At 74.7% G+C, this 14,372-nt stretch carries 15 protein-coding genes; 12 read left to right on the top strand and 3 right to left on the bottom strand.

The genetic code is table 11. The features are described from left to right. Positions 1-9 precede the first annotated feature (9 nt). Positions 10-810, bottom strand: coding sequence for a M23 family metallopeptidase (locus ABDB74_RS17710; protein WP_346620080.1), 801 nt, complete (start codon positions 808-810; stop codon positions 10-12). A 257-nt stretch (positions 811-1,067) separates the two neighbouring features. Continuing rightward, positions 1,068-1,961, bottom strand: coding sequence for an alpha/beta fold hydrolase (locus ABDB74_RS17705; RefSeq protein ID WP_346620079.1), 894 nt, complete (start codon positions 1,959-1,961; stop codon positions 1,068-1,070). Positions 1,962-2,150: 189 nt separating this feature from the next. Between ABDB74_RS17705 and ABDB74_RS17700 the strand changes: the two genes are divergently transcribed. The 9 genes from ABDB74_RS17700 (at position 2,151) to ABDB74_RS17660 (ending at position 11,325) form a co-directional block, all read left to right on the top strand. Further along, positions 2,151-3,158: a hypothetical protein gene (locus tag ABDB74_RS17700; RefSeq protein ID WP_346620078.1), complete on the top strand. Its 1,008-nt coding sequence runs from the start codon at positions 2,151-2,153 to the stop codon at positions 3,156-3,158. 42 nt (positions 3,159-3,200) lie between these two features. Continuing rightward, on the top strand, positions 3,201-3,647 hold the full coding sequence (locus ABDB74_RS17695) for a cobalamin B12-binding domain-containing protein (protein WP_346620077.1): 447 nt from the start codon (positions 3,201-3,203) through the stop codon (positions 3,645-3,647). Between the two features lie 87 nt (positions 3,648-3,734). After that, positions 3,735-4,898, top strand: a complete 1,164-nt coding sequence (gene sucC / locus ABDB74_RS17690) for an ADP-forming succinate--CoA ligase subunit beta (protein WP_346620076.1) — start codon at positions 3,735-3,737, stop codon at positions 4,896-4,898. A gap of 31 nt (positions 4,899-4,929) precedes the next feature. Continuing rightward, a complete protein-coding gene (sucD, locus tag ABDB74_RS17685) occupies positions 4,930-5,808 on the top strand; it encodes a succinate--CoA ligase subunit alpha (protein WP_346620075.1) in 879 nt (292 codons plus the stop codon). A gap of 200 nt (positions 5,809-6,008) precedes the next feature. Continuing rightward, complete coding sequence (locus ABDB74_RS17680; RefSeq protein WP_346620074.1) at positions 6,009-7,181, top strand: hypothetical protein; 1,173 nt, start codon at positions 6,009-6,011, stop codon at positions 7,179-7,181. An 86-nt stretch (positions 7,182-7,267) separates the two neighbouring features. Beyond that, complete coding sequence (locus ABDB74_RS17675) at positions 7,268-8,464, top strand: DUF6350 family protein (RefSeq protein ID WP_346620073.1); 1,197 nt, start codon at positions 7,268-7,270, stop codon at positions 8,462-8,464. Positions 8,465-8,514: 50 nt separating this feature from the next. Further along, positions 8,515-9,141 (top strand): phosphoribosylglycinamide formyltransferase, encoded by a 627-nt coding sequence (gene purN / locus ABDB74_RS17670; RefSeq protein WP_346620072.1) that lies wholly within the window; start codon positions 8,515-8,517, stop codon positions 9,139-9,141. After that, positions 9,138-10,688 (top strand): bifunctional phosphoribosylaminoimidazolecarboxamide formyltransferase/IMP cyclohydrolase, encoded by a 1,551-nt coding sequence (purH, locus tag ABDB74_RS17665; RefSeq protein WP_346620071.1) that lies wholly within the window; start codon positions 9,138-9,140, stop codon positions 10,686-10,688. Before purN ends, purH begins: the two co-directional genes overlap by 4 nt. Positions 10,689-10,695: 7 nt before the next feature. Continuing rightward, positions 10,696-11,325, top strand: a complete 630-nt coding sequence (locus tag ABDB74_RS17660; protein WP_346620070.1) for a pentapeptide repeat-containing protein — start codon at positions 10,696-10,698, stop codon at positions 11,323-11,325. Between the two features lie 278 nt (positions 11,326-11,603). Here ABDB74_RS17660 and ABDB74_RS17655 read toward each other — a convergent pair whose 3' ends face one another. After that, entirely contained in the window at positions 11,604-12,098 is a 495-nt protein-coding gene (locus ABDB74_RS17655; protein ID WP_346620069.1) for a hypothetical protein, read from the bottom strand. A 95-nt stretch (positions 12,099-12,193) separates the two neighbouring features. On the opposite strand from ABDB74_RS17655, the gene ABDB74_RS17650 reads away from it, so the two are divergent. Genes ABDB74_RS17650 through mdh form a run of 3 tightly spaced genes read left to right on the top strand, consistent with a single transcriptional unit; the run spans position 12,194 to position 14,364 of the window. After that, positions 12,194-13,063: a bifunctional methylenetetrahydrofolate dehydrogenase/methenyltetrahydrofolate cyclohydrolase gene (locus ABDB74_RS17650; protein WP_346620068.1), complete on the top strand. Its 870-nt coding sequence runs from the start codon at positions 12,194-12,196 to the stop codon at positions 13,061-13,063. Positions 13,064-13,065: 2 nt separating this feature from the next. Further along, on the top strand, positions 13,066-13,365 hold the full coding sequence (locus ABDB74_RS17645) for a DUF3017 domain-containing protein (protein ID WP_346620067.1): 300 nt from the start codon (positions 13,066-13,068) through the stop codon (positions 13,363-13,365). A 45-nt stretch (positions 13,366-13,410) separates the two neighbouring features. Continuing rightward, positions 13,411-14,364: a malate dehydrogenase gene (gene mdh, locus ABDB74_RS17640; RefSeq protein WP_346620066.1), complete on the top strand. Its 954-nt coding sequence runs from the start codon at positions 13,411-13,413 to the stop codon at positions 14,362-14,364. Positions 14,365-14,372 lie beyond the last annotated feature (8 nt).

Below are 14,372 nucleotides of genomic sequence, written 5' to 3'. Positions count from 1 at the left end.
CGGTGCGGATCAGATCCCCACGCCGCGCTCGCCGAGCCACTTGGCCGGGTCGATCGGACGGCCGTCCATGCCGCCGCGGTGGATCTCGTAGTGCAGGTGGGGACCGGTGGACTGGCCCTCGTTGCCGACCTTCGCGATCTGGTCCCCGGCGGTGACGACGTCGCCGGCGGAGACGCTGTAGTAGCGCATGTGGCCGTAGATGTGGACGTTGCCGTCGGTGTCCTGGATGTAGACGGCGTTGCCGTAACCGGACGCCCGGCCGGCCCGGACCACCACGCCGTCGGTCGCGGCGAGGATGGGGGTGCCCAGCGGAGCGGCCAGGTCCAGGCCGTAGTGCATGGTGCCCCAGCGCATGCAGAAGCAGGTGGTGAGCCTGCCCTGGGTTGGCGCCACGGTGCGCGGCTGGCGGGCCGCGCGGGAGGCGGCGAGCTCGCTGAGGCGGGCCTGGGCCTCGGCCTCGGTGATGCCGCGGCGGGCCTCGGCGTCCTCGGGCCCGCCGCTGAAGCTGACCTCGGTGCTCACACCGAGCCCGTAGTCGGACGCGGTCACGGAGACGTCCCGGTCCTCGCCGATGACGGCGGGCAGCCCGGCGACGACGGCGCCGGCCACCAGGGCGGCGAACCACAGGGGCGCCCGGCGGCCCGGCGGGTGCGGCAGGCGGCGACGGCGACGGGGGGCCTCCGCGACGGGCGCGGGGCCGGTCTCGAGCGCCGGTGCCGCTGCGCCGAGCTCCGGGGAGCGCCGGGGCCTCGGCAGCTGCGCGACGGGCGGAGCCGGCTTCTCGAGCACCTGTGCACTGCTGAGAGACACGGCGGACCTTCCCGGGCGACGTTTCCGGCGAGCGCTCGGGAGCGTTCGTCGGGGGAGCGACGACGGCGAGGACGTCCGCGGTGCGGTGTCCGCCGGAGGCCCGGCGCCGTGATCGGACCGTAACGATCCGTCAGGAACCGTCCAAGCACCGAACGGTGCGTGTCGCGATGTGCACGAATCGTGAAGACGCTCTGTCGACCCGGCCGGGCGCCGCCGCCTCGGACCGCCGCTGCAGACCGCCGATCAGGTCCGCCGGGTCAGGCGACCGCGGCCACGGGGGCGGGTTCCTCCACCGCGTCCCGGACACCGGCCAGCGTCGCGGCGACCTCGTCCAGGACCCCCCGGTGCATCGGCAGCGACATGTGCCCGACGCCGTGGACGAGCACGTTGCGGGCGTCGAGATCGGGGTGCTCGCACCGCCCGGACTGCGTCGGCAGCACCATCTGGTCGAGGTCGCTGTAGACGGCGGTGACCCTGGTGCGGCAGTCCGGAGCCGGCTCGGTGAGTTCCTGCAGCACCGGTGAGCCCGGCCGGAGCTGCCGCACGAGCGGCGTGGGCACCACGTGGGCCAGGATGGAGCCCTGGTGGGGCGTCCCCAGGGTCACCAGGGAGTCCACCCGGCGGTCGCCGCCCTGTCGCTGCACGTGGTACCGCGCGATGAGCCCGCCCAGGCTGTGGCCGACGACGTGCACCCGGTCGTGACCGGTCTGCTCGCAGATCCGCTCGATGTGCCGGCCGAGGTCGGCGGCGCCCCGCGCGATGTCGGTGAGGAACGGGCTGTAGTTCCAGGAGCACACGTGGGCGAAGCCGCGCCTGCGGAGGCTCCGCCGCATCACGGCGAACACCGACCGGTTGTCGATCAGCCCGTGCACCAGCAGGACGGGCGTGCGGGCGGCCAGCGGATCGGTGGCGAACAGCGCCCGGACGGTGGCCGGCTGATCGGCGGTGCGCTGGCGAGGGTCCGGCCGCAGCTGCTCCATCCGCGTGCCCAGCGGGTACATGAGGACGTGGGCGCCGACCCAGGCGAGCTCGGTCAGCCCGCCGGTCAGCGTCGTCGGGGAGCAGAGTGCGCGCAGGCCTCGTGGCGTGCCGTCGACGGTCGCGCCCGTGTGCCACCCTGGGCGGGAGTCCGGATCGCTCGACGAGCCCATGACCTGTCCCTCCCCGTGTGGAACCCGCCGGCGGTACCGGGCTCGGGTCGTTTCCGCCAGCGGCGGCGCACGGATATGTGCTCCGTTCACGCGACGGTAATGCCGATGTGTGGCGGTCGTCACAGAAGTGTCATCGACGACCGGCCGATCGAGGCCGGTTCGTGACCGAAGCTGCGAAGGGGAACAACCGTGTCCGCCCGTCCCGGGACCGACCGTGCACGAGCCACCGCCCGCCGGAAGGCCGGCGCCCCGACCGCGCCGGACCCGGCGCCGCCCGGGGACGCGGTGGTGGTCGGGACCGTCCCTCCGGCGGTGCGCGTCTGCGGTGTGCTGCTCCTCCTCGCCGGGCTGGCCGGCGGCGTGGCGCCCTTCCTGCCCTACCTGCAGGTCGGAGGCGACGAGCTGCGTCTGGTGCGCGGGTTCGGTGACGCCCCGGTGGCGCTGCTGGTGCCTGCGGTCCACCTCGGCGTGGGCGTGACGCTGGTCCGCCGCGCGGTGCCCAAGCTGGGCCTGGCCTACGCCGCCGTCGCCGGCGCTCTGGCGGTCGGCCAGCTGCTCATCGAGATCTACCGCGGCAGCAGCTCCACGGCGCGTCCCGGGGTGGAGGTGCTGGCGGGGGAGCGGGTGCTCACCAGCAGCGTCGACGTGGGTGCCGGCTGGGTGCTCGGGGTGGTCGCCCTGGCGCTCACCGTGCTGGCCGGCGTCGTCGGCATGGTGGCCTGGGGCCGGACGGTGATGGAGGACCGCGGCGCGCTGGATCCGCTGCGCTCCGTGCTGGCCGGCGCGGCCGTGCTCCTCGGCGTCGCCGCGGTCCTCGCCCTGGCCCTGCCCGCGGCCGACGTGCCCGACGAGATCCGGGCGGATCCGGCGACGGGGCTGGAGGTCGTGGTGACCCGCGAGGGGCCGCAGGCACTGCTCGAGCGGCCCGGCCTCGCCCTGCTCGGTGGCCTCCTGCTCGCCGGCGCGATCGTGCTCTGCTCGGCGGTGGCGCCGTCGCTGCGCCCGCGGCTGGCCGCCGTCGGCGGGCTCCTGGCGATCGCCGTCACCGTGCTCGGGGCGGGCCTGGCCGGCCTGCGGGACGCGGTCTCCTCCGACGAGCTGGTGTGGACCGTTCCGGGCATGGGGCTCGTCGTCGTCGGCCTGGCCATGCTCGGGCTGACGCTGGTCACCTGGCGGGCGCGGCGGACGCCGGCGTGACCGGCGCCACTCGACGGGCCGGTTGCCCCTAGGCTGCGCGCCATGGTGGACGAACGGATCCGGGTGGTCATCGCCAAGCCAGGCCTGGACGGGCACGACCGGGGCGCCAAGGTGGTCGCGCGGGCGCTGCGCGACGCGGGCATGGAGGTCGTCTACACCGGCCTGCACCAGACGCCCGAGCAGATCGTGGACACGGTCGTGCAGGAGGACGCCGACGCCGTCGGGCTGTCGGTCCTGTCCGGTGCGCACATGACGCTCTTCGCCCGGCTCACCGAGCTGATGCGCGAGCGCGGGGTCGACGACGTCGTCGTCTTCGGGGGCGGGATCATCCCGGAGGAGGACGTGCCGGAGCTGCGGCGCATCGGCGTCACCGGCATCTTCACCCCCGGGGCCACGACCACCGACATCGTGGAGTGGGTGCGCGACCACGTGGGCGAGCCGGCCGGCGCCCGAGCGCCGGACCAGCGCGTTCCTGCTGCCGACGGGTGAGGCGGGATGTGACGCGCCCCACGCCGGGGCGGTCCGGGGTACGCCCGGGGCAGCGGTGTGGTTTCGGGCGGGCTACGGTCCCTGTTCGTGGATCTCTTCGAGTACCAGGCCCGTGACCTGTTGGCCTCGCACGGTGTCCCCGTGCTCCCCGGCGGCGTCGCCGAGACTCCTGAGCAGGCGGAGGCGATCGCCCGGGAGATCGGGCAGACCGTCGTCGTCAAGGCGCAGGTGAAGACCGGTGGCCGCGGCAAGGCCGGTGGCGTCAAGCTCGCCGACAACCCCGAGGACGCCAAGGCGCGCGCCCAGGACATCCTCGGGCTGGACATCAAGGGCCACATCACGCACCGCGTGATGGTGGCCCAGGCCAGCGACATCGCCGAGGAGTACTACTTCTCCTACCTCCTCGACCGCTCCAACCGCACCTTCCTGGCCATGGCCAGCGTCGAGGGCGGCGTGGAGATCGAGCAGCTCGCCGTCGAGCGCCCGGAGGCGCTGGCCCGCATCCCGATCGACGCCAGCGTCGGCGTCGACACCGCCAAGGCCGCCGAGATCGTGGACGCCGCCGGGTTCGCCCCCGAGGTCCGCGACCAGGTCATCGCCATCGCCGTGCAGCTGTGGGACGTCTTCAGCAAGGAGGACGCCACCCTGGTCGAGGTCAACCCCTTGGCCAAGGCCCCCGACGGCACCGTCCTGGCGCTCGACGCCAAGGTGACCCTCGACGAGAACGCCGGCTTCCGGCACGCCGAGCACGCGGCTCTCGAGGATGCCGCCGCCGCCGACCCGCTCGAGGCCGCGGCCAAGGAGAAGGACCTCAACTACGTCAAGCTCGAGGGCGAGGTCGGGATCATCGGCAACGGTGCCGGCCTGGTCATGAGCACCCTCGACGTCGTCGCCTACGCGGGTGAGGACTTCGGCGGCGTCAAGCCGGCGAACTTCCTGGACATCGGTGGCGGCGCCTCGGCCGAGGTCATGGCCAACGGTCTCGGGATCATCCTCTCCGACCCGGCCGTGAAGAGCGTCTTCGTCAACGTCTTCGGCGGGATCACCGCCTGCGACGCCGTCGCCAACGGCATCGTCGCCGCCCTGCAGCAGCTGGGCGACCAGGCCACCAAGCCGCTGGTGGTCCGCCTCGACGGCAACAACGTGGAGGAGGGCCGGCGGATCCTCGCCGAGGCCAACCACCCGCTGGTCAGCCTCGAGGACACGATGGACGGCGCCGCGCGCCGGGCCGCCGAGCTCGCCGCCGCCTGATCGCCCCGACTCCGGACAGGACACCACTCAGATGTCGATCTTCCTCAACGAGAACAGCAAGGTCATCGTCCAGGGCATGACCGGCTCGGAGGGCATGAAGCACACGTCGCGCATGCTCGCCTCCGGCACCGCCATCGTCGGGGGCGTCAACCCGCGCAAGGCCGGCCAGTCGGTCGACTTCGACGGCACCAGCGTCCCGGTCTTCGGCGGCGTCGCCGAGGCCATGAAGGAGACCGGCGCCGACGTCAGCGTCATCTTCGTGCCGCCGCCCTTCGCCAAGGCCGCCGTCATCGAGGCCGTGGACGCCCAGATCGGGCTGGCCGTCGTCATCACCGAGGGCATCCCGGTGCACGACTCGACCTACTTCTGGGCGCACGCCCAGGGTGGGGCCACCCGCATCATCGGGCCGAACTGCCCCGGCCTGATCAGCCCCGGGCGCAGCAACGCCGGCATCATCCCGGCCAACATCACCAAGCAGGGCAAGATCGGCCTGGTGTCGAAGTCGGGCACGCTGACCTACCAGATGATGTACGAGCTGCGGGACATCGGTTTCTCCACCGCGATCGGCATCGGTGGCGACCCGGTCATCGGCACCACGCACATCGACGCCCTCCAGGCCTTCCAGGAGGACCCGGAGACCGAGGCCATCGTGATGATCGGTGAGATCGGTGGCGACGCCGAGGAGCGGGCCGCCGACTTCATCAAGGCCAACGTCACCAAGCCCGTCGTCGGCTACGTCGCCGGGTTCACCGCCCCCGAGGGCAAGACGATGGGCCACGCGGGCGCCATCGTGTCGGGCTCGGCCGGCACGGCCCAGGCGAAGCAGGAGGCCCTCGAGGCCGCCGGTGTCCGGGTGGGCAAGACCCCGTCGGAGACCGCGAAGCTGATGCGGGAGATCGTCGGCTCCTGACGGTGCCGCGAAGGCTCGGTTCCTGAACGGGGGCCCGTCCTCCGGGGCCGGAGCCGTCCCCGTCGCCTGCCCGGCGGCCGCACACAGCGGCCGCCGGGCAGCGGTGTTCCCGGCGTGGATCGCGGACCGGTCCGCCATTGCGGGTCCGTGACCGCGACCGTCACGATCAACGAGCACCTGTTCCATCCGGAGGAGAGCCTGTGACCGCCAGCCAGCCCCCGCAGCCGCCCGAGGACGCTCAGCGGCCCGTCGGCGCGCAGCCGGAACCGGGCCCGGGGCGACGGCCCGCGGACCAGCCCGGGGCGGGTTCCGCGCCGGCCGGTCAGCCGGGGCACGGGCAGCAGTCCGTCCCGCCGCCCGGGGAGCAGCAGTCCTACGGCCAGCAGTCCTACGGCCAGCAGCCCTACGGCCAGCAACCCTCCGGCGAGCCCGGCTACGGGTACCCCGGGTCCGGTGGGCAGTACGGGCAGCGGCCGTGGGGTCAGCCGCCCTACGGCCAGCCGCCCCATGCCCAGCCGGGCTACGGCCCGCCCCCGTACGGGCAGCCGCCGTACGGGCGGCCGCCGTACGGGCAGCCGTACGGGCAGCCGTACGGGCAGCCGTACGGGCAGCAGTACGGGCAGTCCCCGTACGGGCAGCCGTACGGGCCGCCGCAGTACGGGCAGCCGTACGGGCAGGCGCCCTACGGTGGCCCGGCTTCCCAGGGCCGGCCTCCGGGCGCCGAGTTCTCCTTCGACCCGAAGCGGCTCACGGCCACCGACTACGTCGTCGCCGGGGGCACCCTGCTGTTCCTGCTGCTCGGTTTCCTGCCGTGGTGGCGGTTCGGTGACGCGACCTTCGGCATCAGTTTCAGCGGGTTCGAGGACGGCCTGGTCGTCTCGGCGTTCGTGCTGCTCCTGCTCGCCACGGGCTGGGCGCTGATGCCGGCGTTCGTCCGGTCGGTGGTGACCTTCCCGCGGTCGTCGGTGACCGTCACCCTCTCCGCGTTGGCCACGATCCTGACGCTGTTCGCCTGGATGGACACGCTGCGCTACGCGTTCTCCTTCTGGGCGCTGCTCGGCCTCCTCACGGCCGTGGCCGTGACCGCCGCCGCCGTGGTCGCCCTCCGCCGGGAGCTGCGGGAACGCCCGCCGCGACCGGTCCCGCCGCAGGGGGGCGGCTACTGGCCCGGCCCCGCCGGTCCCGGCCAGCCCTACGCCTGGGGCCCTCCGCCCGGGCCGTCCCACCCCCAGCCGGGGACGCCCCCGTGGCCCGCGCCCGGCGGCCCGCCGGCAGGGGAGCCGGGTGCCGGCGGAACCGGGGGCGGCGGCTCCACCGCCTCGGGTGAGGGGCCGGACGCTACGGACAGCGAGCGTCCACGCACGGACACCTGACCCCACCCCGGAGGCGGAGCCAGCCGACCGGGCCGCCCCGGCGCGTGCGCCACGCATCTCCTCGGCCGGCTTGCGACAGTGGAGGGGTGGTCCCCCTGCTCGCACGCCTGCCCTTCCGGCGGGACGACGGGGCGGTCGCACGGTCCGCGCCGCCCGCCGTCCTGGCCGCCGCCGCCGCGGTCGCCGTCACGGTCGTCGGGCTCGCCGGTCTGGGGCTGGCGCTCCTCGTCGTCCAGACGCTCGATCCCGTCGGCGGCATGTCCGCCGGCGGGTCGGCGGTCCTCGCCGCCCGGTTGTGGCTGCTCGCGCACGGAGCCGAGCTGGTCCTGCCCTCCGGCCCGCTGGTGCTGGCGCCGCTGCTGCTGACCCTGCTCGTCGCCCGTGGGCTGTCCTGGGCCGGACGGGTCGCCGTCCGGGGCCTGGACGACGGCGCATCGGGCCGGGACGTCGTCCGCGTGAGCGCGCTGGCGGTGGTGGTGCACCTGCTCCTCACCGCCCTGCTGGCCCTCGTGGCGGACGGGGAGGCGGCGCGCATCGGCTGGCTGCGCACCCTGCTCGGCGCGCTCGTGCTCGCGGGGGTCGCCGTCGGCTGGGGCGCGGGACGGGAGTCGGGCGCGGTCGACGCCCTGCTCGACCGGTTGCCCGGCGCCGTCCGGCCCGTGCTGCGCGGGCTGCTGGCCGGCCTGCTCACCGCGCTGGCGCTGGCCACGGGTGTCGTCGCGGTGGCCCTGATCAGCGATGCCGACGGGTACGCGACGCTGGCCTCCTCGCTGGGCGGGGCCGGTGCGGGCGCGGTCGGCCTCCTCGGGCTGAGCGCGCTGCTGCTCCCCAACGCCGCCGTCGCCGTCCTCGGCCTCGCCGCCGGGCCCGGGTTCTCCGTCGGCACCGGCACGCTGGTGTCGGTCCACGGCGTGACGCTCGGCGCGGTGCCCGCGCTGCCGCTGCTGGCGGCGCTGCCCGACACCCAGGCCGTGCCCCTGATCGCCTTCGCCTCCCAGGTGATCCCGGCCGTGGCGGGCCTGGTGGCCGGTGTGACCGTCGGCCGGTGGTTCGCCGACGGGGACGGCGGGTCGGTCGTCGCCGGGCTCGCCGGGCTGCTGGCCGGGGGCCTGCTGGGCGTGGTCGCCGGGGTGCTGGCGTGGATCGCCGGGGGCTCCCTCGGGGACGCCGCGCTGGCCGTCGTGGGCGCGCCACCGGTGGCCACCGGGATCGCGATCGCCGCCCAGGCCGGGATCGCCGCGGCGCTGGGCGGCGCGGTGGCCCGCTGGCGGGCGCTGGGCTGACCGGGACCGGCCCGCCGGTCGGCTCCGGCGGCCCGGCTAGGGTCGACGCCGTGCCCGCCGACGAGCCTCCTGCCCGGGCACGGGTCGTCGTCCTGCTGTCGGGCACCGGATCGCTGTGCGCCGCCCTGCTGGACGCCACCGACGACCCGGCCTACCCGGCCACCGTCGTCGCCGTCGGTGCCGACCGCGAGGCCCCCGGTCTGGAGCACGCCCGCCGGCGCGGGCTGCCCACGTTCGTCTGCGCGCTCGGCGACCACCCCGACCGCGCCGCCTGGGACCGTGCGCTGGCCGACCGGATCGCCGGTTTCGCGCCCGACCTCGTCGTCTCGGCCGGCTTCATGAAGATCGTCGGTCCGGCGGTCCTCGCCGGGTTCGAGGGCCGGCTGGTCAACACCCACCCGGCCCTGCTGCCGGCGTTCCCGGGTGCCCACGCCGTGCGCGACGCCCTCGCGGCCGGGGCCACGGTCACCGGCGCGACGGTGCACCTGGTCGACGCCGGCGTCGACACCGGGCCGGTGCTGGCCCAGCGGCAGGTGCCCGTGCTGCCGGGTGACGACGAACCGCGCCTGCACCAACGGATCAAGGACGTGGAGCGCGAGCTCCTGGTGGAGACGGTGGCGGAGTTCGTCACCCCACCCCCGACCAGCCCGCACCGGACGAGGAAGAGCCCCAGATGAGCGACCGCACCCCGATCCGCCGCGCCCTGCTCGGCGTCTACGACAAGACCGGCATCGAGGAGCTGGCCCGCGGCCTGGCCGCGGCCGGAGTCGAGCTGGTGAGCACCGGTGCGACCGCCCGGCGGATCGCCGACGCCGGGGTGCCGGTGACGCCGGTCGAGCAGGTCACCGGCTTCCCCGAGTGCCTCGACGGCCGGGTGAAGACGCTGCACCCCGCGGTGCACGCCGGGATCCTGGCCGACCGCCGCAAGGACGAGCACGTCGCCCAGCTGCAGGAGCTCGGCATCGCCGCGTTCGACCTGGTGGTGGTCAACCTCTACCCCTTCACCGAGACCGTCGCCTCCGGCGCCGCCCCCGACGAGTGCGTCGAGCAGATCGACATCGGCGGCCCGGCGATGGTGCGGGCCGCGGCCAAGAACCACCCGTCGGTCGCCGTCGTCGTCGACCCCGCCCGGTACGACGACGTCCTCGCCGCCGTGTCCGCGGGCGGGTTCTCCCTAGCCGAGCGGCAGCGGCTGGCCGCCGCGGCGTTCCGGCACACGGCCTCCTACGACATCGCCGTCGCCTCCTGGATGGGCAACGTGCTGGCGCCCGACGACGAGAGCGGCTTCCCGGCCTGGGTGGGCGGCAACTGGGAGCGCGCGGACGTCCTGCGCTACGGCGAGAACCCGCACCAGGCGGCGGCGCTGTACCTCGCCGGGCGGCCGGGGCTCGCGCACGCCGAGCAGCTGCACGGCAAGCAGATGTCCTACAACAACTACGTCGACACCGACGCCGCCTGGCGGGCGGCCCACGACCACGACCAGCCGTGCGTGGCGATCATCAAGCACGCCAACCCGTGCGGGATCGCCGTCGGGGCCGACATCGCCGCCGCGCACCGCAAGGCGCACGCCTGCGACCCGGTGTCGGCCTTCGGCGGGGTGATCGCCGCCAACCGCGAGGTGGACCTGACCATGGCCGAGCAGGTGGCCGAGGTGTTCACCGAGGTGGTCGTCGCCCCCTCGTTCACCGACGACGCCGTCGCGGTGCTCACCGGGAAGAAGAACATCCGGCTGCTCCGGTTGCCCCACCTGCCCGAGGCCGGCGTGGAGCTGCGCCCCATCAGCGGCGGCCTGCTCCTGCAGACCCGCGACCGCATCGACGCCGTGGGTGACGACCCCACCACCTGGACCCTCGCGACCGGCGAACCGCTGGACGCCGCGGGCCTGGACGACCTGGTCTTCGCCTGGCGGGCGGTGCGCGCGGTCAAGAGCAACGCGATCCTGCTGGCCCACGACCGCGCCACCGTCGGCGTCGGCATGGGCCAGGTCAACCGGGTCGACTCCGCGCGCCTCGCGGTCGCGCGGGCGGGGGAGCGGGCCGCCGGTGCGGTCGCCGCCTCCGACGCGTTCTTCCCGTTCGCCGACGGCCTGCAGGTGCTGCTCGACGCCGGCGTGCGCGCCGTCGTCCAGCCCGGCGGATCGGTGCGCGACGAGGAGGTCGTCGCCGCCGCGGCTGCCGCCGGCGTGCCGCTGTACCTGACCGGCACCCGCCACTTCGCCCACTGAGGCCGCGGTGATCAGCCCACGGCCGCACGTCGGGCCGCCGGAGGCCGGCGCCGTCGTCGAGGACGCGGACTTCGCCCGGGTCGACTGGTGGGGCGCGCAGCTGGACGGCGTCACGTTCACCCGCTGCCGGTTCGACGACGCCGGCCTGGAGGAGCTCGTCACCCGGCGGTGCGTGTTCGACCAGTGCGTCCTCACCGGCGTGCGCATGGCCGGGGCGCGGCACCACGGCTCGGCCTTCCTGTCCTGCCGGTTCGACCGGGCGCGGCTGATCGACGTCGCCTGGGACGGCTGCAAGCTCACCGGCTCGCAGTTCCCCGGTGCCGCCCTGCGGCCGATGACGGCGACCGAGTGCGACTGGAGCTACGCGGCGCTGCGCGGGGCCGACCTGTCGGGGCTGGACCTGTCCGGCCAGCGGTTCCGCGAGGCCGACCTCACCGACGCCGATCTGCGGGAGTGCGACCTCACCGGGGCGGTCCTCGACCGCGCGCGGCTCCAGGGGGTCAAGCTCCGCGGCACCGACCTGCGCGGCGCCTCCACCGAGGAGATCAACTGGCGGGCGTTCGAGCTCACCGGCGTGCGGCTGGACCTGGCGCAGGCCGTCCAGTTCGCCTCCGCGCACGGTGCGTTCGTGTCGTGAGGAGAGTGGGGCCCGGAGGGTCCCGCGATCGAGCGACGGAACGGCTCGTTCGACAGGGGACGGCACCTGGCCGCGGTGCGTTCGTGTCGTGAGGAGTGGGGTCCGCAGGGTCCCGCGATCGAGCGACGGAACGGCTCGTGCGACAGGGGACGGCACCTGGCCGCGGTGCGTTCGTGTCGTGAGGAGTGGGGCCCGGAGGGTCCCGCGATCGAGCGCCGGAACGGCTCGTCCGACAGGGGACGGCACCTGGCCGCGGTGCGGTCCGGAGGACTGCGATGTCAGAGGTACCGGGGGCCGGTCAGCAGCGCCTTGACCGAGCCCAGCAGGCCGAGGACGGCGACGGCGACCCCGCACCAGAACCCGGGGCCGAAGGGATCGACGTCCCAGCCCGCGTCCGCGAGCGGGACGACCACGGCGGCCGCGACGACCCCGCTGACCACCAGCCCCAGCAGCCCGAGGAGCCGGTGCGTCCGGGCGGGGAGCCACATCAGCACGCCCAGCACGAGCAGCACGCCACCGCCGACCACGACGGCCACGGGCTGCCAGAGGCCCTCGTCGAAAATCCCGCCGAGATCGGCGAAGCCCTCCCGGGTGAGCGTCCAGCCGGTGGACCCGGGATCGCGCACCCAGTCCAGGAGGAGGCTGATCGCGGCCGCGAGCCCGGCCAGGATCAGCAGCAACCCGCCGAGGCTCTCCGGGCCGCGGAAGGCCACCGGCCGGTCGGAGTAGACCGGCGTCGTGGCGCCGGTCGGGGTCTGGTCGCGCCCGGTCATCGCGCACCTCCGCATGTCCGCGGGGCAGGGCCCCCGCCACCGCGACCCTAGGGCCGCAGCGACACCTGGCGCACCCTCTCCGGCAGACTGTCGGCGTGCCCGCGACGATTCTGGACGGCAAGGCCACCGCCGCAGCGATCCGCACCGAGCTGACCGAGCGGGTGGCCGCGCTCGCCGCAGCCGGTCACCGGCCCGGTCTCGGCACGCTCCTGGTGGGTGACGATCCCGGCAGCCGCTGGTACGTCAACGCCAAGCACTCCGACTGCGCCCAGGTCGGCATCGCCAGCATCCAGCGCGAGCTGCCCGCCACGGCCTCCCAGGACGACGTGCTGGCCGTGGTCGCGGAGCTCAACGCCGACCCCGCCTGCACCGGCTACATCGTGCAGCTGCCGCTGCCGACGGGGATCGAGGAGAGCACGATCCTGGAGGCCATGGATCCGGCGAAGGACGCCGACGGGCTGCACCCGGTGAACCTCGGGCGGCTGGTGCTGAACGTGCCGGGCCCGCTGCCCTGCACCCCGGTGGGCATCGTGGAGCTGCTGCGCCGCTTCGAGGTGCCGATCGCCGGCGCCGAGGTCGTCGTCATCGGCCGCGGCATCACCGTCGGCCGGCCCCTCGGCCTGCTGCTCACCCGCCGGTCGGAGAACGCCACGGTCACCCTGTGCCACACCGGCACCCGCGACCTCGCCGCGCACGTCCGGTCCGCCGACGTCGTGGTGGCCGCGGCCGGTGTTCCCGGGCTGATCACCGCCGGCATGGTCAAACCGGGCGCCGCCGTCCTCGACGTGGGCGTGAGCCGGGTCGACGGGAAGATCGCCGGCGACGTCGCCCCCGACGTGGCGGCCGTCGCCGGGTTCGTGGCCCCCAACCCCGGCGGCGTCGGCCCGATGACCCGGGCGATGCTGCTGCAGAACGTGGTGCTCGCGGCCGAGCAGGCGGCGGCGCGCGAGGCGCTCTCCGCCTGAGCATGACCCGCCCGCCTCTCTACGTCCGCCGCCCGTTCCTCGCCGGGCTGGTGCGGCAGCTCCCGCTGCTGGCGGTCCTCGTCGTGGTGGCCGCGGGGCTGCTGCTGGTCGCCTTCGGGCACTGGCGGTGGGGGCTGGGCGTCGTCGGGCTGGCCATGGTGGGGGCGGCGCTGCTGCGGGTCTTCCTGCCCGTTCGCCGGGTCGGCTTCCTCGCCGTCCGCACCCGTCCGGTCGACGTCGTGCTCATGGCCGGCTGCGGGATCGCACTGACCGTCGTCGCGCTGACCATCCCCGGCACGTGAGGCCCCCAGCGGCGCGACCCCGCGAGCAGGGCTAGGTTGGCGACCATGGCGAAGCAGCCCAGGAACGGCAAGGTCACCGTGGTCGGTGCCGGCTTCTACGGCTCCACCACCGCACTCCGGCTGGCCGAGTACGACATCTTCGAGACCGTCGTGCTCACCGACATCGTGGAGGGCAAGCCCGAGGGGCTCGCGCTGGACATGAACCAGTCGCGCCCGGTCGAGGGCTTCGAGACGAAGGTCGTCGGCGTCGGCGGCGGCTCCTACGAGGGCACCGAGGGATCCGACGTCGTCGTGATCACCGCGGGCCTGCCCCGCAAGCCGGGCATGAGCCGGATGGATCTCATCGAGACCAACGCCGGGATCGTCCGGCAGGTCGCCGAGAACATCGCGCGCACCTCGCCCGACGCGGTGGTCATCGTCGTCTCCAACCCGCTCGACGAGATGACCGCGCTGGCGCAGCTCGCCACCGGCTTCCCGAAGCACCGGGTCATGGGCCAGGCGGGCATGCTCGACACCGCCCGCTTCACCGACAACGTCGCCGAGGAGCTCGGCGTCCCGGTCGGCTCGGTGCGCACGCTGACCCTCGGGTCGCACGGCGACACGATGGTGCCGGTGCCCTCGCGGTGCACCGTCGACGGCAAGCCGCTGGCCGACGTCATGGCGGCCGACCGCATCGAGCACCTGGTCCAGCGCACCCGGAACGGTGGTGCGGAGGTGGTCGCGCTCCTGAAGACCGGGTCCGCCTACTACGCTCCGTCCGCCGCCGCTGCCCGCATGGCCCGCGCGGTGATGGAGGACTCCGGTGCCGTCATGCCGGTGTGCGCCTGGGTCGACGGGGAGTACGGCATCTCCGGGGTCTACCTGGGGGTGGAGGCCGAGATCGGCCGCGAGGGCGTGAAGCGCGTCGTCGAGAGCGACCTGACCGACAGCGAAGTGGCGGGGCTGCGCGAGGCGGCCGAAGCAGTGCGCGCCAAGCAGGCCGACGTAGCCGACCTCTGACCGGACCG

Source organism: Blastococcus sp. HT6-4, assembly GCF_039679125.1.
Lineage (GTDB): Bacteria > Actinomycetota > Actinomycetes > Mycobacteriales > Geodermatophilaceae > Blastococcus > Blastococcus montanus.
This window is presented reverse-complemented; position numbering and strand designations above follow the sequence as displayed.